26 protein-coding genes are annotated in these 24964 nt (G+C 31.1%); 7 read left to right on the forward strand and 19 right to left on the reverse strand.

Annotated elements, in window-relative coordinates:
• Positions 1 to 150 precede the first annotated feature (150 nt).
• The 9 genes from lgt to KPL50_RS13760 all read right to left on the reverse strand — a co-directional run bounded on the left by lgt (position 151) and on the right by KPL50_RS13760 (position 10572).
• Complete coding sequence (lgt, locus tag KPL50_RS13720) at positions 151 to 930, reverse strand: prolipoprotein diacylglyceryl transferase (RefSeq protein ID WP_309245181.1); 780 nt, start codon at positions 928 to 930, stop codon at positions 151 to 153.
• Positions 931 to 1179: 249 nt separating this feature from the next.
• Complete coding sequence (locus KPL50_RS13725) at positions 1180 to 1503, reverse strand: rhodanese-like domain-containing protein (protein WP_216299099.1); 324 nt, start codon at positions 1501 to 1503, stop codon at positions 1180 to 1182.
• 208 nt (positions 1504 to 1711) lie between these two features.
• Positions 1712 to 2692: a diguanylate cyclase domain-containing protein gene (locus KPL50_RS13730; protein ID WP_216299100.1), complete on the reverse strand. Its 981-nt coding sequence runs from the start codon at positions 2690 to 2692 to the stop codon at positions 1712 to 1714.
• The gene (locus KPL50_RS13735) at positions 2676 to 3260 is read right to left on the reverse strand and encodes a chemotaxis protein CheB (RefSeq protein ID WP_216299101.1); all 585 of its coding nucleotides are present in this window, start codon (positions 3258 to 3260) and stop codon (positions 2676 to 2678) included. The genes KPL50_RS13730 and KPL50_RS13735 overlap by 17 nt, the downstream gene beginning before the upstream one ends.
• A gap of 24 nt (positions 3261 to 3284) precedes the next feature.
• On the reverse strand, positions 3285 to 4133 hold the full coding sequence (locus KPL50_RS13740) for a protein-glutamate O-methyltransferase CheR (protein ID WP_216299102.1): 849 nt from the start codon (positions 4131 to 4133) through the stop codon (positions 3285 to 3287).
• A complete protein-coding gene (locus KPL50_RS13745) occupies positions 4130 to 7675 on the reverse strand; it encodes a response regulator (RefSeq protein WP_216299103.1) in 3546 nt (1181 codons plus the stop codon). Before KPL50_RS13745 ends, KPL50_RS13740 begins: the two co-directional genes overlap by 4 nt.
• Before the next feature lie 178 nt (positions 7676 to 7853).
• Positions 7854 to 8771, reverse strand: a complete 918-nt coding sequence (locus KPL50_RS13750; protein ID WP_216299104.1) for an LD-carboxypeptidase — start codon at positions 8769 to 8771, stop codon at positions 7854 to 7856.
• 242 nt (positions 8772 to 9013) lie between these two features.
• A complete protein-coding gene (locus KPL50_RS13755; protein WP_216299105.1) occupies positions 9014 to 9790 on the reverse strand; it encodes a GNAT family N-acetyltransferase in 777 nt (258 codons plus the stop codon).
• A 35-nt stretch (positions 9791 to 9825) separates the two neighbouring features.
• Positions 9826 to 10572: a copper homeostasis protein CutC gene (locus KPL50_RS13760; protein ID WP_253200620.1), complete on the reverse strand. Its 747-nt coding sequence runs from the start codon at positions 10570 to 10572 to the stop codon at positions 9826 to 9828.
• A 275-nt stretch (positions 10573 to 10847) separates the two neighbouring features.
• Between KPL50_RS13760 and KPL50_RS13765 the strand changes: the two genes are divergently transcribed.
• Positions 10848 to 11306, forward strand: a complete 459-nt coding sequence (locus KPL50_RS13765; RefSeq protein ID WP_216299106.1) for a YdeI/OmpD-associated family protein — start codon at positions 10848 to 10850, stop codon at positions 11304 to 11306.
• A gap of 27 nt (positions 11307 to 11333) precedes the next feature.
• Here the strand turns inward: KPL50_RS13765 and KPL50_RS13770 are convergent, their stop codons facing one another.
• Together KPL50_RS13770 and KPL50_RS13775 are read right to left on the reverse strand one after the other, a co-directional pair.
• Positions 11334 to 11837: a flavodoxin family protein gene (locus KPL50_RS13770; protein ID WP_216299107.1), complete on the reverse strand. Its 504-nt coding sequence runs from the start codon at positions 11835 to 11837 to the stop codon at positions 11334 to 11336.
• A gap of 129 nt (positions 11838 to 11966) precedes the next feature.
• Complete coding sequence (locus tag KPL50_RS13775) at positions 11967 to 12890, reverse strand: GNAT family N-acetyltransferase (RefSeq protein WP_253200621.1); 924 nt, start codon at positions 12888 to 12890, stop codon at positions 11967 to 11969.
• Between the two features lie 133 nt (positions 12891 to 13023).
• On the opposite strand from KPL50_RS13775, the gene KPL50_RS13780 reads away from it, so the two are divergent.
• The 5 genes from KPL50_RS13780 (at position 13024) to KPL50_RS13800 (ending at position 17894) form a co-directional block, all read left to right on the forward strand.
• Positions 13024 to 13722: a hypothetical protein gene (locus KPL50_RS13780; RefSeq protein ID WP_216299108.1), complete on the forward strand. Its 699-nt coding sequence runs from the start codon at positions 13024 to 13026 to the stop codon at positions 13720 to 13722.
• A gap of 129 nt (positions 13723 to 13851) precedes the next feature.
• Positions 13852 to 14010, forward strand: coding sequence for a hypothetical protein (locus KPL50_RS13785; RefSeq protein ID WP_216299109.1), 159 nt, complete (start codon positions 13852 to 13854; stop codon positions 14008 to 14010).
• Between the two features lie 576 nt (positions 14011 to 14586).
• Positions 14587 to 15801, forward strand: coding sequence for a transposase (locus KPL50_RS27085; RefSeq protein ID WP_253200622.1), 1215 nt, complete (start codon positions 14587 to 14589; stop codon positions 15799 to 15801).
• A 581-nt stretch (positions 15802 to 16382) separates the two neighbouring features.
• Positions 16383 to 17177 (forward strand): hypothetical protein, encoded by a 795-nt coding sequence (locus tag KPL50_RS13795; protein WP_216299110.1) that lies wholly within the window; start codon positions 16383 to 16385, stop codon positions 17175 to 17177.
• Between the two features lie 159 nt (positions 17178 to 17336).
• Entirely contained in the window at positions 17337 to 17894 is a 558-nt protein-coding gene (locus tag KPL50_RS13800; RefSeq protein ID WP_216299111.1) for an OB-fold putative lipoprotein, read from the forward strand.
• 693 nt (positions 17895 to 18587) lie between these two features.
• Here KPL50_RS13800 and KPL50_RS13805 read toward each other — a convergent pair.
• The 5 genes from KPL50_RS13805 to KPL50_RS13825 all read right to left on the reverse strand — a co-directional run bounded on the left by KPL50_RS13805 (position 18588) and on the right by KPL50_RS13825 (position 21731).
• Positions 18588 to 18830 (reverse strand): hypothetical protein, encoded by a 243-nt coding sequence (locus KPL50_RS13805; protein WP_216299112.1) that lies wholly within the window; start codon positions 18828 to 18830, stop codon positions 18588 to 18590.
• Positions 18823 to 19218: a hypothetical protein gene (locus KPL50_RS13810; RefSeq protein WP_216299113.1), complete on the reverse strand. Its 396-nt coding sequence runs from the start codon at positions 19216 to 19218 to the stop codon at positions 18823 to 18825. The genes KPL50_RS13805 and KPL50_RS13810 overlap by 8 nt, the downstream gene beginning before the upstream one ends.
• A gap of 426 nt (positions 19219 to 19644) precedes the next feature.
• On the reverse strand, positions 19645 to 20400 hold the full coding sequence (locus KPL50_RS13815; protein WP_216299114.1) for a tyrosine-type recombinase/integrase: 756 nt from the start codon (positions 20398 to 20400) through the stop codon (positions 19645 to 19647).
• A gap of 531 nt (positions 20401 to 20931) precedes the next feature.
• On the reverse strand, positions 20932 to 21450 hold the full coding sequence (locus KPL50_RS13820) for a hypothetical protein (protein WP_216299115.1): 519 nt from the start codon (positions 21448 to 21450) through the stop codon (positions 20932 to 20934).
• 83 nt (positions 21451 to 21533) lie between these two features.
• Entirely contained in the window at positions 21534 to 21731 is a 198-nt protein-coding gene (locus tag KPL50_RS13825; protein ID WP_216299116.1) for a hypothetical protein, read from the reverse strand.
• Between the two features lie 326 nt (positions 21732 to 22057).
• On the opposite strand from KPL50_RS13825, the gene KPL50_RS13830 reads away from it, so the two are divergent.
• Entirely contained in the window at positions 22058 to 22672 is a 615-nt protein-coding gene (locus tag KPL50_RS13830) for a hypothetical protein (protein ID WP_216299117.1), read from the forward strand.
• Positions 22673 to 22889: 217 nt separating this feature from the next.
• Here the strand turns inward: KPL50_RS13830 and KPL50_RS13835 are convergent, their stop codons facing one another.
• The 3 genes from KPL50_RS13835 to KPL50_RS13845 form a co-directional block, all read right to left on the reverse strand.
• Complete coding sequence (locus tag KPL50_RS13835; protein WP_216299118.1) at positions 22890 to 23327, reverse strand: hypothetical protein; 438 nt, start codon at positions 23325 to 23327, stop codon at positions 22890 to 22892.
• Positions 23328 to 23509: 182 nt separating this feature from the next.
• Positions 23510 to 24682, reverse strand: coding sequence for a site-specific integrase (locus KPL50_RS13840; RefSeq protein ID WP_216299119.1), 1173 nt, complete (start codon positions 24680 to 24682; stop codon positions 23510 to 23512).
• A gap of 51 nt (positions 24683 to 24733) precedes the next feature.
• Positions 24734 to 24931: a hypothetical protein gene (locus KPL50_RS13845; RefSeq protein WP_216299120.1), complete on the reverse strand. Its 198-nt coding sequence runs from the start codon at positions 24929 to 24931 to the stop codon at positions 24734 to 24736.
• Positions 24932 to 24964 lie beyond the last annotated feature (33 nt).

Raw genomic sequence — 24964 nt, forward strand, 5'->3', positions numbered from 1 at the left:
TAAGTACCCTATAAAAGTTTAAAAAAATACCCTAATATCAGAAAATATGATATTAGGGTATTTTTAAGGCTCTTTTTTTAGAATGTCCTTGACACAGGGTCCACTTTATTACGTAGCCACTGATGCTTATTTTTATACTTCTCTCACATACTATAATTCTACTTTTTTATACCTAGATAAAATTAAAAATCCCACCCAGATTACAATTCCAGACAAACTCACTAGCTGAGCAATTCTTAAAGGTCCAAACATTAAGCTATCTGTTCTTAGACCCTCTATGAAAAATCTACCAATTGAATAGAGTCCAATATATGAAAAGAATACAATACCAACTTTCTTATTTTTTCTTAAAAGAATCATAAGTATTATAAACACGGCGAAATCCCATAGTGATTCGTATAAGAAAGTAGGATGATAATATACTCCGTCTATATACATACCTTGCTGAATAAATTTCGGAAATTTCTTTATAAACTCATAGGATACAGGACCACCATGGGCTTCAGAATTAAAAAAATTTCCCCATCTTCCTATCGCCTGAGCAATAATAATTGTTGGCGCCGCAACATCTGTCATCTTAAAGAAATTCATCTTCTTACGCTTTGCAATTATATATGCGGTTACTAAGGCAAACAGAATTCCACCATGGATTGCAAGTCCGCCTCCTCTAATATTAAATATCTCTATTAAATTACTTCTATAATCATTGAACTCAAAAGCTACATAATATAGCCTTGCACCTATAATACCAATTGGTAGAGAAATAAGCACTACATCTAGAAGAGAGTCATAATTAACATCTCTATACTTACATGTATAACTTGCGAGTATTATAGCCAATGCCATTCCTACCCCTATAAATATTCCATACCACATTACACCAATTCCAAAAATATAAAACGCTACTGGGTTCATACCATCACTCCTAATATTATTATCACCTAAATACTTTTTAAATAAGCTTCTATTACCATCGCTGCAGACCCTAGTGCAATAATATCTTAAATCTCTCTAGGATTTTAATCATATCCACTTCTATTTTCCCATAATTAGATTCTTAAGTAAAGTATATACACTTTTAGCCATTTTGCCAATAAGTTTATTTTTTCAAATATTATATTAAAAAATGAGAAGCTCAATATCGAGTTTCCCATCCCCCTTTGAATTTTTATTTGACTATTATCTAGTTAGACTGTATCCCCAAGAACATATCCCTCTATTGAGATGATAAATATTTTTAAACGAACTATTTGCCAATGTATCCACTGCCCTTGGACTTCTTCCACCGGATGCGCAATAAACAAGTACTGGCTTATCTTTGTATTTATCAAGTTCAGCAAGTTTCATAGGAAGAATCTGAACTGGAACAAGCTTTGCTCCTGGAATGTGACCACCATCGTATTCTTCTCTAGTTCTTACATCTAAAATAATAAACTCCCTGTTTTCGCTTAAAAGTTTATGAGCCTCTTCTGCAGTAACATTTTTAATCTTAGAATTAAACATAATTTATACTCTCCTTTTTAGATATATTTATAATTTAAAACATTTTATTTTCATCTTTATATCGCAATATTACGATATAAAGATATGTTATCACATATAAAATAAAAAGCAATAGATAAATTAAAAAAGTATGGTTTTATCTAATACCATACTTTTATATTATAATTAACATTCATAATTTTTATACAATAAAGAGATACCCTTTCTATTATGAAACTACAATATTACGTCCATGGGATTTTGCTTTATATAAAGCCTTATCTGCATTATCAACAAATTCTTCCATTGAATTGAAATGGCTTGGTATCATTGTTGCAACTCCTAAACTTAATGTAATATAAGGAGTAATATTAGAATAGTTATGGGTAATAGCTAGTGCTTCAATATTTTTTCTTATATCCTCAGCTACTATAGTTGCTCCATTCATATCGGTTTCTGGTAAAATTACAGCAAACTCCTCTCCACCATATCGTGCCACCATATCTAATGGGCGCTTTACACTAGATGCCATAGTTTTTGCAACTTTAATAAGACTTTCATCCCCTTTTAAGTGCCCATAATTATCATTGTATGCTTTAAAATAATCAATATCTGCCATTACTAAAGATATTGGTTTACCAGAGCGTATACTATTTTTCCAAGCTATTTCTAAATACTGATCAAAGTGTCGTCTGTTTGAAATACCAGTAAGGCCATCACAAATTGATAGATTCTCCAATCTGAAATTATCAGCCCTAAGCTCTATCAATTCCTGAATCTTTAACTGGAGTAATCTAGACTGCTCTTCCACTAATTTCTTTTGACTATGTAACTCAATAAAAACTCTAACCTTAGACTGGAGTATTACTGGTTCAATAGGTTTAAAAAGATAGTCTACAGCCCCTACTTCGTAACCTTTAAAGATACATTTTTGTTCATTACTTATGGCAGTTACAAATATTACTGGTATATACCGTGTTCTACCGCTGCTTCTCATTAGCTCTGCGGTTTCAAATCCATCCATGTCAGGCATTTGTACATCGAGAAGCACAAGTGCAAAATCATAATCAAGCATTAGGCTTAAGGCCTCATTTCCTGATGTTGCTTTAATAATATTGCAATTCATATTTTCAAGTAAATTTTCTAAAACAAACAAATTTTCTGGCCTATCATCTACAATCAATATATTAATATCATCTATTTGATTCATTTTTTCCCCCTACTAGTTCAACAAGTTTACTACTAATTTCTCTAAGGTCAAGTATATAATCAACTTTGGTCATGGCTATTGCATTCATTGGCATTGAATTTATTTCTGCTGTTTTTGGATCTTGAACTATAGTTAGCCCGCCCAATTCCTTTATCCTTTTAAGTCCCATGCCACCATCACCATTTGCACCAGTAAGAATTACTCCTATAAGCCCATTCCCATATACATTTGCTGCTGTCTCAAAAAGTACATCTATAGAAGGTCTAGCATAATTCACCTTTGGTTCAACTGTAAGAGATAGTGTTTCATCTTTTTCTACCAATAAGTGATAATTAGGCGGAGCAACATAGACATTTCCAGAGTGTATTTTTTGCTTTTCCTCAGCTTCCACTACATTTATTTTACATATTCCATTAAGATGCGTAACCATATAATTATTAGAACGTGCACTCAAATGCTGAACTATTAAAATTGGGGCATTAAATTCTTCTTTTAGGCCCATAAGTAGCGTGCTAATTGCATCAAACCCTCCTGCAGACGCCCCTATAACTACAGCCTTAAACTTCATTTCACCCACTCCTATTCCATAAATCTAAAGATAATATTTTTTACGATAAATTTTTTCACTGCTAATAAATTCTTCAAAGCTATCTAAGCTAGTTGAAAATTTAATGCTTTCCTTTGATCCCAAACAAAGAAAACAACCATTAGATAGACTATCTGAAAATAGTTTTATTACATTACTTTGCAGCTTCTTATTAAAATATATCATAACATTTCTGCAAATAATAACATGCATTTCACCAAAAACTCCATCTGTTACTAAGTTATGCTCCGCAAAAGTAATCTTCTTTTTAAGTGATGGTTCAAATATTACGGAGTTATATTGTGCTATATAATAATCTGAAAATGAACATTGCCCTCCCGCTTGCTGATAATTGTAAGTATACTCTTTAATATCATCAATATTATAAATTCCCTCTTTTGCCTTTTGTAAGGCTACTTTATTAAAATCCGTAGCATAAATTTGTGACCTATCATATAACCCCTCTTCTTTTAGTAAAATAGCCATTGAATATATTTCTTCACCGGTAGAACACCCTGCATGCCATATTTTTATAAAGGGATATGTTTTTAGTATAGGGATAACCTCTTTTCTGAAAGCTCTGTAAAAGGATGGATCCCTAAACATTTCCGTTACATTGATAGAAAAATCTGATAATACCAAATTAAAGAACTCCACATCATAAAGGATTTTATGCTGCATCTCGCTAATACTATCAATTCCAGCTAAAGACATTCTATAGTGAATCCTACGCTCCATATGAGCATTTGAATAATTCCTGAAATCATATCCATATTTCATATTTATAGCTTCTAGTAGAAGCTGAATCTCTATTTCTTCATTTGCAATTTTCTCATCTGTTTCACTTTGTATCATTTGTATAACCACACCCTTAAAAGTGAAATAAGCTTATCCATATCTATTGGCTTTGTTAAATAATCATCTGCTCCAGCATCAATACATTTTTGTTTGTCATCTTTCATAGCTTTTGCTGTTATTGCAAGGATTGGCGTTTTATGAAACCCTTCTTGTTTTCTAATTGCACGTATTGCTGTGTATCCGTCCATGTCAGGCATCATAATATCCATTAAAATTAAATCTATATCTAAATTTTCATAAAGCTTTTTAATAGCCTCTTCTCCATTACGTCCTACAACAACTTTTATACCCTTTTCTTCTAGCACACTGGTAAGCGCAAATATATTTCTCATATCATCATCAACCACAAGAATTTTTTTATTGTTTAATGCATCTTCCTTTTCATGTTGGGTTTTTATAACTTTAATTTTCTTTTCCTCTATTTTTGAATCTAAATCATGAAGAAATAGACTTACTTCAGAAACAAGCCTTTCCGCAGAGCGTGTTCCTTTAATAATAATACTTTGAGCATATTTCTGCAGTTCTAATTCATCCTGCCACGAAAGTTCATTTTCTGTATAAATTATAATTTGCAAATTCTCTATACTTTCCTTATCTAACTTAGCTAGGAGCTGAAAACCAGATATATCTTTACTCTTTAAATCCATTATCAAGCAATCAAATAATTCAGTCTTTAGTATATTATATGCTTCTATTCCGCTATCTAATAATGTTATCTGAAAACCTTTTTCACTTAAGACCTTTACTATATTTCCACCATCAGCTTTATTCTCATCTACAATAAGAACCTTTTTAAGGGGCTTTGAAATACTATTTTGAATTTCCATAAATACCACATCAAGACTCTCTACACTTACTGGTTTTTTAAGATACCCTAAAACACTGTTCACTTTTTCTTTGGAATTATAATGGTCTCCCCCAGAGATTACATGTACAGTTATATTTTTAGTTTCACTATTCCCCTTAAGCTTTTCAACAACTTTCCAACCACTGATATCAGGAAGCCCTATATCTAGTAAAATAGCATCCGGTTTGTATTTCATTGCAAGATCTATTCCTGTTAAGCCGTTTTCAGCAATTAAACACTTATAACCCTTTTCATGAGCAAGTTCCACTAGAATACTGGCAAATTTTTTATCATCTTCAATGATAAGTATATATTTTTCAAATGCATTTATAATACGTCTATCATCTATATTTTTAGTTTCTATTACTTCATTATTTTCTATTATGTTTTCTATTATATTTTCTTCTACTTGCCAAGTATTTGTGCCTTTTTCAATATCCACTGCTAATAATTTCCCTTTCTCTGCCTGGTATGGGAGTATTAACGTAAATGTACTTCCCTTTTCCACCTCACTAACTAGATGAATTGACCCTCCAAGAAGTCCTGCTAATTCCTTTGAAATTGAAAGTCCCAGACCAGTACCTCCATACTTTCTGCTGGTGGTGCCGTCAGATTGTTTGAATGCTTCAAATATAAGAGCCTGCTTGTCGTGGGGCACTCCAATTCCAGTATCAGTTATAGATATTCCTATAAACTTCTCGGTTTTACCCTGAAAGTTTAAAATACCATGCTCTTTAATAGAATGGACCGACATAGTTATTCCACCATTACTAGTAAATTTTATTGCATTAGAAAGTAAATTGTTTAATATTTGTTGCACTCTCTGCATATCAGATAAAATATTTTTTGGCAAACCATCTTGAATTTCGACTTTAAAATAGAGCCCCTTTTGCGCTGCTACTGGTCTAAATAAGCTATCTACATAGCCCTCTAATTCTGTGAAAAATATTTTTTCAAAATTAACTTCCATCTTTCCTGCTTCCACCTTAGATAAATCTAGAATATCATTAATAAGCTTTAATAAATCTCCCCCAGATGAATGTATGGTTTTTGCAAATTCCAACTGCTTAGCACTTAAGGATACTGCATCTTTGTTTCCAGCAAGCATCTGTGAAAGAACCAATATACTATTTAATGGAGTTCGAAGTTCATGAGACATATTTGCTAAAAATTCAGATTTATATTTACTTGTAATTTCAAGTGCCTTAGCCTTCTCTTCAAGTGCTTCATTTACTACACTTAGTTCTTGCTGTTGTTTTTTTAGATGTGCCTCTGATTTCTTTAGAGATTTAGTATGTTCCTCTAATTCCTCATTATTTTGTCTAAGCTCCTCTTGTTGAGACTGCAATTCTTCTGACTGCACCATAGTTTTATGTAGTAGTTCCTTCATTTTAAGTCTTACCTCTGCAGAATGTATGGTAATAGCAATACTAGAACTTATTTGCTTTATAAATTTTAATTGCATCTCAGTAAATTCATTGAATGATCCCAATTCAATAATTCCTAAAACTTCATTTTCATATATAAATGGTGTAACTAAAATATTTCTAGGAACAGAAGCGCCTAATCCAGATGCTATTTTAATATAATAATCAGGAACATTCGTAATGACGATGGTTCGCTTTTCCAAAGCAGCTTGTCCTATAATTCCTTCACCGAGTTTAATCTCCTTTGATAAATTTTCTGGTGGATTATAAGCATAACTTCCAAAAAAATTAAAAGTATCATCCTTTGTCTTGACGTATACTACACCAATTTGTGCATTTATATATTTAGCGATATAAGTAATTATATTTGTGGATAGTGGTACTAGATCTTGCTCTCCTCGAATTTTTTCACTTAATTCGGCCTCGCCTGTTTTTAGCCAGCTCTGATTTTTATTATCTAGAATCATTTCTGTAAGCTTAGTCATAAAGGTATTAAAATATCTAGACATATCCCCTAACTCATCATTGGAACTTACCATTAATCTAACCTCTAAATCTGCATCTCCCTCTGATATTTCTTTAAAGGTATTTGTTACTGTCACAATTGGATTCACAATCATTCTAACTAACAAAATTGATATAATAACTGTTAGTAGTGTAACTAACACCCCTCCCACAAAAAGTAGGATGACAGTTTGTTTTTCCATTTTAAGAAGATTGTTATTCCGTGTCTTAAGCAAATCTTGCTCCTCGTTAATTATATCCTGGATTATTTTACGTGAATTATCCATCTGTTGTTTACCTTTTCCAGATTGAGCAATAACTATTAAATCTTCAATTTTAGCCTCACCAATATTTACCTTACGCCTAAATTCTACTATTTGGCTAGACACCCATTGTAACCAGATTTCATGTGAATTATTAAGACTATCCAACCTATCCTGTTGACGATAATTATCTGTTGTTAGCTGTTTAAGATTACTATATTGACTCTTATAGTCAATTTTCCCCTGATTAAAAGGTTCCAAGAATTCTTCTTTCCCCGTAAATGCAAATCCCCTTGACCCTGTCTCCATATTTATTAGACTAATAAGTATAGTGTCTGACGCTCTTATTACATTATATGTGTGAAGGTTAAGATCCACATTCGCACTTTGTTTAGTAAAATTAATATAAGCATATCCAAGTACTGACAACATTAAAACGGTTATAAGTCCAAACCCTAAGAGCATCTTTTGACCTATTTTCATCTTCTTTAAAAGCACCTTTTCTCCCCCTTTAGCTAATGAATTACTACTAATAAAGTACCTTAAATTGACGAATTTTGCCGAATTTTGTAATTTAACCGTATTATATCATAGCATTTGCTTAGATACAATGAACTTCAGCCTCTAGCAAAATCATAGAAATACCACTGGTGGAACAATAAAAATGATTGTAATACTATTTTACTACAGCTTCCATTACATAAATAATTCCCACCTCTGCATCCATTTTAACCCTTGCGCCAATTGGAAGAGTTAGTTTAGGATAGTCATGCCCTGAGCAAAACCCTGAAAACATAGGGATGCCTAAGTTGTATAAGCGATCCTTAAAAACTTCTTCTAAGGTGAGGCTTCTTTCATAGTGAGGTAAGTCACACCCATTAAATTGACCTAAAATAATTCCCTTGCATTGCTGAAGTTTTTTAGCTAATAGGAGTTGTGTCAGCATTCTATCAATTTTATAAGGTTCCTCACCAATCTCCTCTATAAAGAGTATTTTATCTTTCATATCAATTACATAGGGTGTTCCAAGTGAATTGCATATTAAGGAAAGGTTACCACCTATAAGATTACCCTCAGCAATACCGCGTGTAATACAGTGAGTAGTAAATCCAGCTGGGTTTTTAATAGCATAGGGTTTATACCCTTCCATAAAAGTGAACATAAAACTTTTAAAAGTTTCAATATCTTCTAGATTAGAACTACCCATGGGACTATGAAAGGTAGTAAGTTCACATTTTTCATAAAATGAATTTAGAAAAACCGTTATGTCACTAAAACCTGCAAATATCTTTGGATGTTTTTTTATCACATCAAAATCTAGATAGGGAAGTATTCTACTTGAGCCATATCCGCCTCTTATACAGAGTATCATATCTACTTCTTGGTCTTTAAACATTTCCATAACATCTGCTGCCCTGTCCTTATCCTTGCCAGCGAGATAACCCCAATTATCATATAAATGGGTTCCCTCTTTTATATTAAAGCCTTGATTTTTTAGAAATAAAATACCTTTTTGAATTGCTTCAATATTTTCTGGACTAGCAGGAGAAATAATCCCTATGGTATCTCCTAAACATAATCTTTTTCCAATCATCAATAACACTTCCTTCAATTAATTATATTTTTTAGTTAATCATCTTTAAGGCTTGCCTTTAAATGGTTTCTAAAATCGTTAGTAGAAAATTTTCATTAATTAACATATTAAACTCTCCAATCAAAGGATAGGTAATCCTAATACTTAATTTTATCATAAAATAAGGATATTAATAAGACCCAATTTTGAGGGAAACGCATGCAAAAGGGACTCTAGCAGACATTGCTAGAGCCCTTAAAAATTTAACTTAAATCAAAGAATAGTTCTGTCTTTTCTCCGGCTTTCTTAAAGCCACATTTTTCATACATCTCTTTTGCAGTACCACAACTATCAGTTATAAGATAAACAAATTCAACACAATTCTCTTTTGCCTCTTCTAATAGGTATTTCAATACAGAAGTGCCAAACCCTTTTCTTTGATAGCTTTTCAATATATCAAAATCCTCTATTTTAGCAATATCATTATTCAACATAAATTCACAGTTTCCAATAGATATACCATTATATGTACAAACATATAAATCTAAATTGGAAGTTAGTTCTTTATATACCTCTGATTTTCTATATATTCTTTTCCTTGCAAATTCAGTACCCATAGCTGATTCATTTGCTAAAATATCGACTTCTATGCCCTCTTTTAATATTTGTTCTGATGAGGCCCTCTTTATTATGCACCCTTCATTTCCAACTAAATAATCATTCATTTTGGGATCAATATACATGTAATCATATTTGGTTACCTCAGGAACTACAGGCAAATTATTAATAAAATTATCCTCGATAGAAAAATTAAACTCTATTCTTAAAAAATTTGCATTTTCATCCTTTCTTTTTTCTAACTCATCAAAAATTATTTTTCTAAACTTATCTCTACAAACACTGTTTTTGATAAGTGTAAAATTGTGCATATACATTCCCTGTAAATTCTTATCATAAAACCTTATAATCTCATCATCTTCATAACTTTCGGTGAATTTTTTTATGTATACTATTTCAGTACTTGAAAATTCACTAAACATATTTACCAGCTCCTATCATTCTAAATTTTCCCATCCTACTTATGAACGATTTCAACTAATTGTTCAACTAGTTTAGTGTCTACTATTTCATAGGCAAAATCATCATTATTATAAGCAAAGCTAACATGATTTGTAGTAGTAGTTTTATCTTTTAACCATGCTTTACAAGAACTATGTACTTGTGTAATCCCGGTATATTCCATAAAGTGGTTAACATTTTTAGCATTGATTCCACTACCTGCTAAAATTTGAATTTCATTTCCAAAATTCAATTGTAAATCTTTCAATAATTCTATTCCTTGAACAGCCTTATCTTCTAAACCGCTAGTTAGAATACGATCTACACCTAACTTGATTAAAATTTCGATTGTCCCATAAGGATCATGAACACAATCAAAAGCTCGATGGAATACTACTTCTTTTTCTTTTCCATACAATTTAATGATATCAATTACTTCTTTCGTTTGTGAAACATTTACATTACCTTTGTCATCTAAGCAACCAAAAGCAATTCCATCTGCGCCATGCTCCATCATACTCTTTACATCTAATAGCAGTGTTTCATAGTCTTCACTTTCATAACAGAAACCTGCACCTCTAGGTCTTACCATACAAATAACTTTTAAATCCGTATTCTTTTTCGTCAAAACAAGAGTTGCAATACTAGGAGTTAATCCCCCCATATATAGTGCACTATTTAATTCCACTCTATCTGCTTTACCTTTGTAAGCTTGTAGACAATCATAATAGCTTCCACAACATACCTCTACTATTTTATTCATATTCAACCTCTCTTTCTAGCTATATTAAAATTCTTATCTTCATATCTTTAATCCTATAAAACACAATTCAAATAATAAATGTAATATTTTCATATTATCCATACTTTGATTTTACCATAGATATTTATAATAAGATGTAGCAAAGTTGAAACACAAAGGTTGAAATAATTATTGATAAACCAGCAACTGTTGTAACTGGCACCCTATTCTTTTATAATGGTAAATAAGGTTATTGATTAACTCTATTAAACATATAAAAATAAGGGGTGGCACTAATGAACCATGAATTCAAGGCAATTATACAACAGCATGAAAGCTTAAATGCAGCTTATGTTGAGCCGCCATTTGACGTTAAAGAGGTCTTCGGTTCCAAACGTGTTAAAGTTAAAGCAACTTTTGATGGAGTCGAATATCGTGGATCAGTTGTAAATATGGTTGGCTGTTCCATGCTCGGTCTTACACAGGAAATTCGAAACAAAATCGGAAAGGGATTTGGCGACGAAGTATTTGTTACCTTAGAAAAAGACATCGAAGTGCGCTTAGTAGAAGTTCCTGAAGATTTTGCATCTGTAATGAATTGTGATGAAATCGCTGTATCAACCTTCAAATCACTCTCATTCACAGCCCAGAAGGAATATGTAAATTGGATCACTTCGGCTAAGCGTGAGGTGACTAGATCGGAACGCATAATAAAGGCAGTCGCTTTATTATCCGAAGGAAAGCGACTTAGGTAAGTATAAGCAAACCCTTCTGCTTAATAACTAAATCAACTGCATCAATCCATACCAAAAGGACCCTAACATTTCTGATAGGGCCCTTAATATTGGCGAGATTTTTCCAACATACTCAAGATGTGAATCTTGACAAAGGCGCTTAATCCCATCTTCAAAAGGACTTATGCCATATTCAAGCTCATATCCACAAGTAGTTCTGCCGTAATATTTATTCATGCCATAAAACCTATCTAATACAGCTTTCATTGGAGGTGTACAATACCATGTATATATTGGAGTTGCTAAAATCAAACAATCCGCTTTTAAAACTTCTTTAAATATACCTTGCATATAATCTTTTTTAGGACAACCGTAGCCATCAAATACATCTTGGCAAGTCCAGCATGCATCACAATATGAAATATTCTTATCGGTTAAAGTTACATATTCGACTTCAACATCCATGCTTTTTAACTTATCAATAAAAGGTTTAAGAAACGTTGCTGCATTACCATTATGCCTAAAACTCCCCATAAGTATCAAAACTCTCATAACATACCTTCCTTGTATAAAATATAAATAATCTTACTTCACAATTATTTACCGTAGCTCAAAAAATTAACTCAACTATATATTGTACTAATAATTTATTTTAATATAATTATCCACTTTTAATTTAACTTACGCATGTGATAAAGTTGGAAACATTAGCTTTTTCTTTTCGATATTTTCTAAATCTTTTCCTAAAATAAATAATGTGCAATCTTCCTCGTGAAATTCTTCCATAGTATATCCATTTCCATCATATGGTGTAAATCCAAGTGTCACCTTTGTTATTTCACTGCCAAAGGAACTGATTACTTTTTCTAAATTTACTTTATGACTTGCTATAATTTGATAAATAAAAAGATGTTCTTCTTTAACATCTGCAATAATGTAAGTATCTTCTTCAGCCAAATAAGAAACCGAGTCACTCATAAAACCTGTTGTATAAAATGCAACTAAACCGAGGTTGTCCAAACTAAATCTATCGTTGCTTATACTATTCTTCACTATATAAAACAGATTTTTCCAGTTAGTTTTATCCGACATATCGACATGTTCTATCTTCTTTACATTACTTATAGAATAAATATTTTTGCTATATTGATATTCTTTACTTTTAACAAAACCAAATTTGGGATAGAAATTTACAACACTATCATTACCAAACAGATAAATTCCATCTACTTTGTTCTTGTATTCATCGATTACCTTTTCCATAAGATAACGACTCAATCCTTGACCACGATAATCTTTGTCTGTCATAACTGTGCCAATCTGAACGTAATGTTTCTTTGTACCATCCATATCAAAATCCATTAGGTTAACAGACACATTCGATATAACCTTTTCATCATTAACTAAAGAATAAGGGATATATTCTTCCCCCCAAAAACCATTGCTGTACCATTCTATAAAATTAATGCCAAATGTTTTTTCAGTTAATTCATTAAGGCTTTTACGTAATTTATCATTATTTTTATAATCTATAATATAAGTATATTTCATTGTCATCACCCTCCCAAAGTCATTCTCATTACTCTTTTTTTGTAAAATTTTCATAATTACCCCCTACATGTTAGTCTCTAGTATAGTATAATATAGTTTTATTTGTATATAATTTCAAATAAAACTAAACTATCCCTATATATTGTCGATAATTATGTAGCTAAACTAAATTTTAGGAGGGATTCACTTGTATAATCGAGTATCATCACTTATGAGTTATAGAAATAACTATAATAATACGTTAAGTACTAATAAAAAAACAAATAGTACTAATACTATTAATACAACTACTAACAAATATACTTTGGGTGATTATGATGAACTTAAATTTAATAATAATATTTTGAATGTGAGTAGTGGAACAAATTATAAAATTAAAACTTTAATGCATGGGTATGCGGCTATATCTGTAAAAGAAAATAATAATGTAGGGTTACTTTTTTATGATATGTGTCCTAATAAAGATGTTTCTGAAGCATTTTCGGAAGATGAATTTAATGATATGGCTCAATCAACTAAATTAGTCAAAATTATAGGTGGCAATTATCCTTTAGATGAAAAGTTGCATTTATTAAGAACCTTTTTCCCAAATTGCCAAGAAGTAAGAGCTAGACTGGAAAGTTTGGGTGCTGAGACTGGAAAAATGATTCAACTTGATAATAACTCTGAAAAAGTGCTTCTTGGACCAAGTGGTTGGCTATATACTCAAGAGGACCTTACAAATCTACAACATGGATATAATCATAATGATTTTTTTCAATTTGGGTATACTGAAAACTCTAAATTTACAATTGATGGTAAAGATTATAAATTAGATAGTACTGGTCACTTAAACATTCCTGAAGGTACTATATGTACACCAGATAGAGTTAAAATTACTAAATAGATTTGGGGTAGATGGATCATACCTGTAACCAAGGTTAAAGTGACTTATCACTATTACTTTTGAGAGCTTTAATGTTGGAATTTTTGTAGTAAAGGTGTTTTTGCCTATCCCCTCCAAAAAATATACTTTTTGAAAGATATCGTTAATTTTCAAATGGAAGCACTTAAAACCGGCCACATGATGGATATTACTTCCATAATGTGGCCGGTTTTTACACGTATGTCGGCTGTACCCGATTATAGAAATAGTAATATACATCCACTGAACTTTGCTTTAAATTCATCATAGCCGAATTTTTGAGTAATTGCGTTTACTATATTATTAATCCGATTATCAATATCCCCAAACTCTTTATTATCATCTGTATTGAACCCTTTTCATTTTTGATTGCATCTATATATGTTTATTAATTTTTTCAACGAATATTGGCATAGCCTTACCATTTAATATACTTTTTCTAACTCTGATAGTAAAAACTCCTCAACGTATTCCTTGCGTATTTCCTTGTTATCGCAATCTCTTTTCTGTAGTCTACTGCCGTATCTACAGAAATATACCTAAGCTTATTTACAGGCTTTCTTCCTCCTGTTCCAATTGCTAAAACACCCCATACTCATCCACTAGTACTCTCGGAAACTCTCAAGCCATTGCTAATTCTAGGTTCATTTTTATCTAGATATCAACTTCACCCTAGAATTTCTTCGAGCTTTATATCTTGTGGATAGCCTATATAATCTAAGCTATCCGTAGTATTATCGATTTATTTAAATTAAATACTTTGAAATAATCCTTGACAGCAATAAAAAAATCGCAAAATGAATTATGTGTATTATTTCCATTTTTCATTTATAAGGAGTGATTTTTATGTTAACTGTTAAGGCTTCACATACTCAATATCAAGATTTTGTTGAAACATTTTTAGAAAAATTCTTTATTCAAAATAATCAACAAATTACTTTGTTTGAGCGTAGCTCAATAATAACAAAAATCTGGTCTGCCGACCTAACAGGAATTGTCCCTCTAATACAAAGTACTTATTCCAAATCTAATCAAGGGGCTCCGCCCAAAGATGCGGTAGCTTTACTCAGATCACTTATCGTCATGGCTTATTGTAAAGAAACTAGCATATCATCTTGGATAAAGACATTACGTTCTGAACCGTTTTATGCAATTCTGTCAGGCTTTATTCCTGCTTGCTACTCGCCTTCTAAAGCCGAAGGCGTACTTGCCGATCAAATTCCTGGTATAGGTACTTTTTATGATTTTATGGATAGGCTGATTCATAAGGATAAAATCCTATATAAATCCAAACTGCGTAAAATTAAACGTAAACCACGTAAAAAACAAAAGAAAAACCAAAAGATGAATAACTCCAAATCTGGTGTGGTCGAACGTTTAGTTAAAAGGATCTTAAAATATGATAATTCTAAGCTTTCTGACAGAATAGAATCCAAAATGAACAACATACTTAAAGAATTATTTGTTATTCCTTCTTTATCAATGGACATTTTGGGTGACCCTTCTAAACTAAATATCGCCGAAGATGGAACCTGTATGCCTACACAAGCTTCGCCTTATGGTAAAAAAGTTTGTGATTGCAAACTTAAACTTGGAGAGCGTTGTGATTGTTATCGAAAGTTTACCGCTCCCAGTGCTAGCTGGGGTTGGGATAGCTTTAATGAACACTATTACTATGGTCATACATATCACGGGTTTACTGCCTGTGATAGTTTTTACAGCCTACCTATCCATATTAAATTTGTTAGTGCAGCTCGGCATGATTCTGTTACCGGTGTTTATGAACTTAAAGAGCTTGTAGATTTTTATCCTGAAATTAAATTTCATTCTGTAGCCTTAGATTCTGCATATGATTCTAATGCCTTTTATCTTTTATGCATGCATTATGGAATAAATCCTATTATTGATTTAAATTCACGTTCTTCAAAACCTTCATCAGGTAGTGATTTTGTTGAACTTGATGATAAAGGTATTCCTCATGGTAAAATTTGTGGACACCAGCTTCGTAATTGGGGCATTGTTCGGAAGGAATATAGCTGCCTAATTTATAATCAGTTTTAACTCAATAACCAGCCTACGGCTTTTTTAAAATAGGGTATGAAAAAGCTTTCTTTGTTATGCCTACAATTAATCTACATATGATTTTCCATCCAAATAAATATTTTTGTTCTTAAATATAGCAATTGTTAATTATTGTTTTCCGAGTACACTCTCTTATATGGTCAAATATTACAGTATTCATAGAAAAAATAGAACTTTTCAAATGGTTTTGTAACGGTATGTCATATATATTAACAGATGCACCCCAACAGATGTAATACTGTTAAAAAAATGTCCTTTTGTCTAATTACATTAATAATATCACAATATAATATAGAACTTATACCATAATCAATATATTTGTGTTTAATATGATATGATTTTAAATATAACTTTAGATAAAGGGGAAGGTCGAAGTGAAAATAACAATAAACAAGTCATCAATCCCAATTATTTGGTTAGATGCTTTCTTTTTAATTGAACTATACAAATTAGGTATTGGTAAAAGAGTTGATGTACGAATAACAAATCTTTATAATTTACTTTTAAGAAAAGTAAAATAGGGAAAAATAATTTGTGTCCTAAATGACCAAATAGAAGAATTGGAAGAAAAGGTTTATGAAACCATAACTTCATTTTTAAAATTAACCAATGGAGCTAGGTTTGATTTTTCATCTCTAATAATAGAAACCCAAAAGTTAACCATGATGAAATTCTATTTGAGAAATGAGGAAAATTGCGTATTTGATTATAGAAAAGCACTTTCGGAAAACTTACCTACTGAAATCGATAATCATAACCCTATTACAATTAATATTGTTGAAAATCCATCAAATGATCGGTTAGAAGAAAAGAAAAAGAAAAAGACTATGCTAAATAATCAATTCCAATGTTTAAAAGATACCTACTACAAAGGAAAGAATTTTGATGAACAATTAGAAGATGAATATTTAGGAACATATACTGCTATAAAATCAAATATAATTAAACTTGGAACGTTAATGCAAGGAAAAGGCATAAATTCATTTGATGATATGGAGTTATTCACTCAATGCTTTAATCCTATAAAAAAATGGATTGAATTTGGAGGTAGTTCTTCATCAAAAGACTATTTAGATTATCTGAAATCTGAAGAATTTAGAATGATACCATACATTCATATAAGCACACTCTTAACCACTGATATTTTTACATCAAAAAAACTTATTCTGCCTACAGGTGATATAAAAGACATTGAAAATATATCAACTTTATTGCCATATTGTGATTTTATCTTAATTGATGATGAGCAAAGAAGAAGAATAACTAGATTATTGGGTGAATATAATATATACAATACAAAATGCTTTTCTATAAAAACTATTGATGGTTTAATTTCTAAAATTGAAAAAATATAATAATCGTTTACCCCTACATTAAAACTGTGTAGGGGTTCATTTATATCCACATATTATCACCCACCCAAACACCTTGTTTTTCCCATTCATTACCTGATGACAAAGCACTAAAATTACAATATAATTGTGAATGGAAAAAAAACTAAGGGGGACAATCAAATGGCAAAGATGGTAAACTGTAAAGCTTGTAGTAAAGAAATTGCTAAAGGTGTAAACAAATGTGTTCATTGTGGCAAAGACCAAAGAAACTTTTTTATGAAACATAAGGTATTAACTGTTATTTTAGCACTTGTTATTCTAGGTGGTATCAATTCGGCAATGGGTGGAGATAAAGGGAGTGCTAGTACAACAGCTCCTGCTACAAGTACAACTGCTAAGAATAAACCTGTAGAAAAAAAGGTAGAAGCATTAAAGGTTTCGGCAGTTGTTTTAGCAAAAGCTTATGAAGAAAATGAAGTAAAAGCAGACAAAGATTATAAAGGTAAAACCATTGAAACAACAGGGAAAATAGACGATATTGGTGTTATGCTTGGACAAACTTTCATTATACTTTCGGCAGGAAAAGACTTTGCAATAACAAATGTTCAATGTTTCTTTGATGAAAAAACAGAAATTGATAAAATAGCTAGTTTGAAAAAAGGTGACACTGTTACAATACAAGGTGTTGTTGATGGAAAATCAATTAATGTCGGTGTCCAAAAAAGTATATTAAAATAATTTTTAATGAAATGCAATTATAAAGAATAAAATATTTCTTGAAATAATACCTTTGACCTCTTTTAAAAGAGAAGTTGGGGGTATTTTTTTAATAACTTTTTAGCAACATACTACATACCCTTTAAATCATCATTAAACAATTCCTAGTGCATTGGATTTACACTTTAAGTATAATTTATTATCGGAATATTTATACCTGCACCACCTATATAATATTTACTATCAAAGTTTTTTTAATTACTAGCTAAGAAATATTAATACTACTTATATATAGACGTTATATTTAAAATCGTAAATACACATTTTAATATGTTTTTTAATTCTCTTTTAATTCCCTTTTAAGATAAACACTCTCAAACACGCATGGTTACGCCATTCTTTTAATTATTTAGGACCTTTAAAGTTCTAAAACATTGACTGTTTTCCAATTAAATTTCCCCATTGAGATATTCAATTAATAACATTCTCATTCTTAACGATGGTATATAAAGAGTAATATTTTCCCCGTTTCTTATCCTACTTCTCCAAATCCATTGGATAAGTTCACTTAATCCCCACTTTGTTTCATTAACACTTATACCTTTATCTTGGAAGAACCCTTTATCTATAGGGTTAAGAAATCTGTTTACTAAATATGCTAACGATTTTTTATGAGAAAAATCATTTATTGCTCTGACATTACAAGATACAAAACTACTGCTGTAGGTTATTCTTATCTTTTAACCATGTGGAGGATAATGTGTATTTTTCATCTCCAATCTTATTCAAATTACCTTCATAAATGTTAATTAATAGTTTTATACCATTTCTATCTTGTTCCTCTTTTCCTTTATAATCAGAAAGAACATAGTTATCATTTACACAATCAATTGATTTGTATTGGTAATCAACATCATGTAAGTCATAATAGTATTTTTGTAATTGGCCCTCAAACAAGTATGTTAGAATATACTTTAAATATGGATACAGGAAATGTCCATACCAATGATTGATTTGCTCCATTACTGCTTCTAGAGTGTTGATATAAATTATGATTGCTTGCATGGTGCTTTAAGTCATTAAATTCCCCTTCATAATCCATGTAATTTTCACTCCATACAATTCTTCCGTTACTTTCCATCTCCATTATCCCTTGATTAATCAATGCATCATAATCATGCCTTGAAACTTGTACAGTATCAATAACATTCATAACTTCATCTAATATTAACGTATACCCATTTATATAAATCCACTCTATGAAATCTGGTTTGATAGATTTAAATAGTGCGTGGGTACTAATAATATCTTTGCCTTGTTTAATTAAATTTTCAAAATCATGCATTTTGCTTCCAAATTTATTTTTTGTATCTGGTGCGTAAAAATTCCTATTTGTAACATTTTTCTTTACCCTATCGGCTTCATCATATTTATCGTACCCTGTATACAGGTTATTCTTTCCAATTATTAAGTGAAAAAAATTTGTTTGTTAACACAATAATGTTCTAGCTTTAATGTTTGTAAAATCACTATTTTATAAATTTCCACTTTAGTCTTCACTACTTGATAAATGTGAAATGGAAAAGATTTATTGCCCTCTTCAACCCATTTTGATATGCTTTCTATTATCTTGAAGTTGTTCTAGTGCATTAAATTTATCAAAATCCTTCTGCAAATCCTCTGTAAACATATCAACATACTCTCTTACCATATTCAAACCATTGTGATTTAATAATTTTTGTAAACGAAATATATCACCACCTGCTATAATCTATTTTTCCGCATATACATTCCTGAAAATATGCAATCCTGAACGCATTCCCCCTCTCTTATTGTTATAACTTTTTACACTCTTTTCAAGAGTTCTAACTGACATAGGTTCACCATAAGCATTGGGAAATAGAAAATCTTCACTTGTTTCAGAACTCCTATATTGTAAATATTCAAGCAAGATTGATTTTAAAATTCTACCCATCGGCAATATTTGTTGTTTCCTATTTTTCATCTTTTCAAATGTTATCAATTCACTTTCAAAGTCCAAATTCTTTATTTTTATACTTACCAAAGTACCTGCTCTAACAGGAACAGTTAGGAAGAAATTTATGATTGTCCAAGTTCTAAACTCTGTAAAAGCACATTCCTTCAAGTTTGGTTTTATCAGTAATATTTTTAATTCTGCGTCAGTATATATTTCTTTAACTTTCTTCTCTGATTTTATTATATTAATTTTAAACTCTTTAAGGTATTCGAGTTTCATAAAGTAATACAGTATGGTTCGTATACCCCTTATATATGTATTAGTGGACACACTTCTTATCCCCCTACCATATAGATATAAAATATAGCTATCTACAGTTTTACTTGCAATTTCCTTTATCAATATACTTTCATCTACGTGTGATGTAAAAGAATTAAAACACCCATCATAAAATCTAATTGTATCTTTTGCTAAGTTTTTCACCTTACAATAATTAATAAATTCTTTAAACCCCTCCTCAAAGGTTTTTTCATTGTTCTTTTTATTCATTTTTATTCGTTTTTATTTTCATTTTAATTCCACCTTTCAATATTATTGATAAGGAAAACCATAAAAAAGACAAAAAAAGTACGCATGACTTCTCTTTTTCTTTCGAAAAATCATACGTACTTTCTTGAATATATTTTTATATATATAATATGAAAAAGGATTACAAACCCTTTAAAATCCTTGGCGGAGAGAGGGGGATTCGAACCCCCGGAACGGAATAACCCGTTCGCCTGTTTTCGAGTTGTGCTGAAGACTTTTCTTGTAGTAGCCCCTGTTGAAAGATGCTTGCTTCTATTGATGTTTAGTTTCGGACGTTGTTACTTTCAGTTTCATCCAATTATTATTGGTATGGCTTAGTGGCGACCATTTTGTCGTCGTATGGGCGTCACACAAAATTATTTATAAAAACAAAAACTTATAAGTATCTCTATACATTATTTATTGCTCAACATAATCAAAAATGATGAAAATCATTTATTCTTACTTCGTTTTATACCTACTCACTTACCCCCTGTGTTTTCTATCTGTCTATTATTTATTTCCCATTACATCAAAAAATTTACCGTTAAAATAATCACTAATTAGTTCTTTATCATATACATTATTGGCATTTTTGACTAAGTGCTGTTCTAACGTATCGTCAGTTTCTTCTGAATTATCAAGGTAATCCATAATCTTTCTGTGATAATCCCAAGATTTTAAATGCATCGCACGATATAATTTATCTGACACAGTTTGTTTAGTTATCACTGCAACACTCGAAATCCTACCAATAATACTATTTATATTAAATGATGCATTAAATTCATTTTCAGCGCTAGCCAGCATTATTGCAGCAATATTTATTAGTATTTTTCTGGTATACATTGAATACCTATGAGAAGTAAACATTTCTGCCAATCTCTTTTCTGTCTTGATGGCAACATCACTTTTCTCATCTTCACTTTCTCTATTATCAAATAAATCCTTGAAGGATTCCATTGAATTGACTCGCTTATATTTCCCATCTTTAAACAAAACCACAATTTCTAGAACATCTTTATTATCCATCTGCACATTACTCCCCTCTCTTTTTTATATTAATGACAGAATAATCACAAACAACAGAAGCACATAATGCTTCTGTTGCCATGCTAAACTACTTGCCACCAAGCATGCTTAGGATTATTAGCTAATCCTCTCGCTTTAAGACTACTTAAAATTCCCCTAATATTATGACGTTCAGAAGATGACTGAATTGCATTCATTAACTGATAAAGCACCTCTAAATCCATTCCTCCGTTGTTTGCCCATAAATAAATTAATATTTTTTCAGTTTTCGTTGTCTTCATGCTCATTTTCCCTCCTTTAATGGTATATTTAAAATAATAAAAAGAAGTTGTCACAACCATCATGTCGTTATAACCCTTATTTAACCTCAAGCAATTACACTTTCCTCAAGTGGCTTCAAGTAACTTCAAGTAGCTTCATTGCCATTAAGCTTATTATGTCATAATAAAGTTGTTTTGTCTATACCTTTGCTAACATTCACAAAAATATATTTAACTAAACTATGGACCTTGAAGCATATTAAATATTTTTATTGACATCTTCGTATGTGAATGATATCATCTACTCACAGAGTGAATGATATCACTTAGTGAAAGGCATGTGAATTATGGATAAAAAATTTCTTTTACGCATGAGTGAACGAAAGTTTGACCTATTAACAAATTTATCAAAACCCAAAAGTTTAAACCAGTATCTAAATGAGATAATAGATACTCATATTGAGAGTATTGAAGGGAGAAAAAGTAAGATGGAGACAGTTGTTATTGATGATTTAAAAGTAAAAGATGTGAGGGAAGCAGTTACCGCCACACAGCATAAGTGGTATATGGATTTTCTAGTAAAATATAAAATCTGTTTTTTTACAACAACCAGAATGGTTACTCCAATGATGAATATTTTATTTTATGGAGATTCACAGTGTGATTTACCAAATTGTATTAGTCATGTAGGAAAAGTATCCCATATATATCGTCACGTTGTTGGCAATGAAATACTTGATTTACCAGAGCTTCAAGCTTTGTTAAGCGACCCTAATTTTGGGAAGGAAATACTTTCATGGCGTGAGTACCAAATTGTGGTATTATCAGAAGTAAAAGAGTTAAGAAATCCAATTCCGCTTACCGCAGATTATGTGAATCATCCTAGAATAATAGTTAATAGGACAACAAGCCTGGTTAAGGCAATTACTGCGAAGAAAATAGATGATTTATTTATAGATTAATTTAAATTTACACATATAAAGGAATTACTCTTTAAGAAGTAGTTCCCTTTTAAGATTAGAAGAAGCAGTTCTATTAAACACTCCACGTTTAATATTATTAGGAACATCCTTTTAGATATTAGCAACAACTACCTTTAGGCAATATATAAATTTAGTTATTGTCTAACTTCAAAGTATCCATTTTTTCAGATGTTTATCATTATAAACTACGTGTAGCTTAATTAATATCTTCGTTTAATTGCTTCATAAAACTTAAAATGATTTCTTTCCAATTCATATTATTGATCCAAAATTCCATGTTGCGCTTCTTTCCATTATAGTGCAATACATTAATGCGATGAAATATTGAAACCAATTGACTTGCAGACTGTGCTACTCTTTTATCTTTTATAATATCGTTATAAATGTATTTTCCTATACCATCTTTTTCTGTTCCATCTTCAATTTTTGTCATACTATTTGCTAAAGGTGTTCTACCACTTTGCTTAATATATAACATTAACATATCAACTTGATTATTTGAAAGTTGCGTTATGCAATCAGGATTGTTTTTTATTTTTCTTTTAATTGTAATTTTTTCTCCATCATAAAGCCACCAAAAATACTTCTCTTTTCCACCAAGTGTATTACCTTGTAACCAATTATTGTCCATCATTGATTAACCCCTTTATACTTTTATTATTATAATTGTATTATTCCTCATAAATACAAATAATCCTTCTCCTTGCCAATTATATAGTATTATTATTCTTTTATATTATTTCAAAGCAAAATATTTATTTAATTTGATTCTTAAAACACATAGAAAAGAAACCACTCGTCGAAGAGTAGTTCCCATTAATTAGCAGATGCAGTTAATCTATTAAATATACCCTGCTCAATCTTGTCAGCAACATCCTTTTGCATACTAGCAGTAACATGAGAGTATAGATCAAGGGTAATACTGATTGAGGAATGTCCTAACCTTTCTGATGCTACTTTAGCAGGTATCCCATAGGTCAGCATTAACGTGGCATTAGAATGTCTCAGATCATGCAGCCTTATATGTTTTAATCCTTTACTCTTTAGGAACCAAGCGAATTTCTTACTGAAATTCTTAGGTACATAGAAATTCCCATCAGGATAGCAACAAACTAAATCAATGTCATTATATGCATCTCCTAGCTTTAGTTTGTTTTCCTTTTGCGTTAACCGGTGTTTCTTAAGTAAGTTTAACATTCCTTCTGACAATTCAAGTGTGCGGCAACTTTTATTAGTTTTGGGAGTTGTAAAAACTGCCCCTGCCATCGTACTAACTAAGTTATTGTTAATGGTCATTTTATTTTCCTTTAGATTAATATCATCCCATTTTAAACCTAATATCTCACCACGTCTCAATCCAAGTGTAGCTCCTAATGTTAAAGGAACCTCCATATCTGTGCCTTTAACAACATTTAATAGATTAATAAGTTCTATTTCATCATATATCTCAGCTTTATAGGGCTTCACTTTTGGTATTGTAACTAGAGTAGAAACATTTCTTTTAATCTGGTCCATTCTTAGTGCTTGGTCTAGTGCTTTACCTAGAGTCCTATGAATCGCTCTAATTGTGGTTGGAGACAATCCTCCTTTGCCATCTAAACGTCCATTTTGAAATAACTTAAGATACATATCTTGTAGATGCATAGGTGATAGCTTTTGTAATAATATCGTCCCTATCTTAGGGATAATGTAGTTCTCAACATTAGATTTGTACCCATCTATTGTAGTGGGAGCAAGGTTTGGTTCAACATAAATCTTTATCCAATTTCTTAAATAAGAAGCTACGGTGATTTTTGTATCTTCAATAAATGTCCCACCATCTAGCTCATTCAACATTTGTTGCATTTCCTTTTCGGCTTCTTTTTTAGTGCCATAAGTGGATTTAAACATTCTTTGCCTTTCACCATTTTCATCAAGACCAAGCTCAATAGTAATCTGCCATGTTATACCGCTCTTGTATACTCTTTTTCTTATATGCCCTCTTGCCATCTTTATTACCTCCTCTATAATGTAACAGGGGAAAATACTCCCCCCATAAATCTAAGCTATTATCTTTTTATTGGGTTCATTTAACCATGCTTCAAAGACATTTCTTGAGACCTTAAAGATATGCCCTATTTTAAGGCAAGGTACATCACTATATTTTAGCATATGTAGAGCTTTGGCATAGCTTATATCCATATACTCAGCTATGTTTTTAGCGGTCATTATTTCTGGGTACTCATTAAGATTTTTCATTATTGATAACCTCCATATTCTATTTAATAATAT

Origin of the sequence: Clostridium sp. CF012 (genome assembly GCF_018861755.1) — a bacterium.
Taxonomy (GTDB): Bacteria; Bacillota; Clostridia; order Clostridiales; family Clostridiaceae; genus Clostridium_AD.

What these genes read in the sequence shown, in the direction of transcription:
- KPL50_RS13835 (WP_216299118.1), bottom strand. Translation starts at nt 23,327, where the DNA reads ATGATGGACAATAATTGGTTACAAGGTAATACACTTGGTGGAAAAGAG.
- KPL50_RS13735 (WP_216299101.1), bottom strand. Translation starts at nt 3,260, where the DNA reads ATGAAGTTTAAGGCTGTAGTTATAGGGGCGTCTGCAGGAGGGTTTGAT.
- KPL50_RS13825 (WP_216299116.1), bottom strand. Translation starts at nt 21,731, where the DNA reads ATGAAGACAACGAAAACTGAAAAAATATTAATTTATTTATGGGCAAAC.
- KPL50_RS13725 (WP_216299099.1), bottom strand. Translation starts at nt 1,503, where the DNA reads ATGTTTAATTCTAAGATTAAAAATGTTACTGCAGAAGAGGCTCATAAA.
- KPL50_RS13840 (WP_216299119.1), bottom strand. Translation starts at nt 24,682, where the DNA reads ATGGCAAGAGGGCATATAAGAAAAAGAGTATACAAGAGCGGTATAACA.
- KPL50_RS13730 (WP_216299100.1), bottom strand. Translation starts at nt 2,692, where the DNA reads ATGAATCAAATAGATGATATTAATATATTGATTGTAGATGATAGGCCA.
- KPL50_RS13815 (WP_216299114.1), bottom strand. Translation starts at nt 20,400, where the DNA reads ATGAATAAAAAGAACAATGAAAAAACCTTTGAGGAGGGGTTTAAAGAA.
- KPL50_RS13830 (WP_216299117.1), top strand. Translation starts at nt 22,058, where the DNA reads ATGGATAAAAAATTTCTTTTACGCATGAGTGAACGAAAGTTTGACCTA.
- KPL50_RS13775 (WP_253200621.1), bottom strand. Translation starts at nt 12,890, where the DNA reads ATGAAAATTTTACAAAAAAAGAGTAATGAGAATGACTTTGGGAGGGTG.
- KPL50_RS13770 (WP_216299107.1), bottom strand. Translation starts at nt 11,837, where the DNA reads ATGAGAGTTTTGATACTTATGGGGAGTTTTAGGCATAATGGTAATGCA.
- KPL50_RS13810 (WP_216299113.1), bottom strand. Translation starts at nt 19,218, where the DNA reads ATGCATGATTTTGAAAATTTAATTAAACAAGGCAAAGATATTATTAGT.
- KPL50_RS27085 (WP_253200622.1), top strand. Translation starts at nt 14,587, where the DNA reads ATGTTAACTGTTAAGGCTTCACATACTCAATATCAAGATTTTGTTGAA.
- KPL50_RS13765 (WP_216299106.1), top strand. Translation starts at nt 10,848, where the DNA reads ATGAACCATGAATTCAAGGCAATTATACAACAGCATGAAAGCTTAAAT.
- KPL50_RS13820 (WP_216299115.1), bottom strand. Translation starts at nt 21,450, where the DNA reads ATGGATAATAAAGATGTTCTAGAAATTGTGGTTTTGTTTAAAGATGGG.
- KPL50_RS13755 (WP_216299105.1), bottom strand. Translation starts at nt 9,790, where the DNA reads ATGTTTAGTGAATTTTCAAGTACTGAAATAGTATACATAAAAAAATTC.
- KPL50_RS13800 (WP_216299111.1), top strand. Translation starts at nt 17,337, where the DNA reads ATGGCAAAGATGGTAAACTGTAAAGCTTGTAGTAAAGAAATTGCTAAA.
- KPL50_RS13750 (WP_216299104.1), bottom strand. Translation starts at nt 8,771, where the DNA reads ATGATTGGAAAAAGATTATGTTTAGGAGATACCATAGGGATTATTTCT.
- KPL50_RS13740 (WP_216299102.1), bottom strand. Translation starts at nt 4,133, where the DNA reads ATGATACAAAGTGAAACAGATGAGAAAATTGCAAATGAAGAAATAGAG.
- KPL50_RS13760 (WP_253200620.1), bottom strand. Translation starts at nt 10,572, where the DNA reads ATGAATAAAATAGTAGAGGTATGTTGTGGAAGCTATTATGATTGTCTA.
- KPL50_RS13845 (WP_216299120.1), bottom strand. Translation starts at nt 24,931, where the DNA reads ATGAAAAATCTTAATGAGTACCCAGAAATAATGACCGCTAAAAACATA.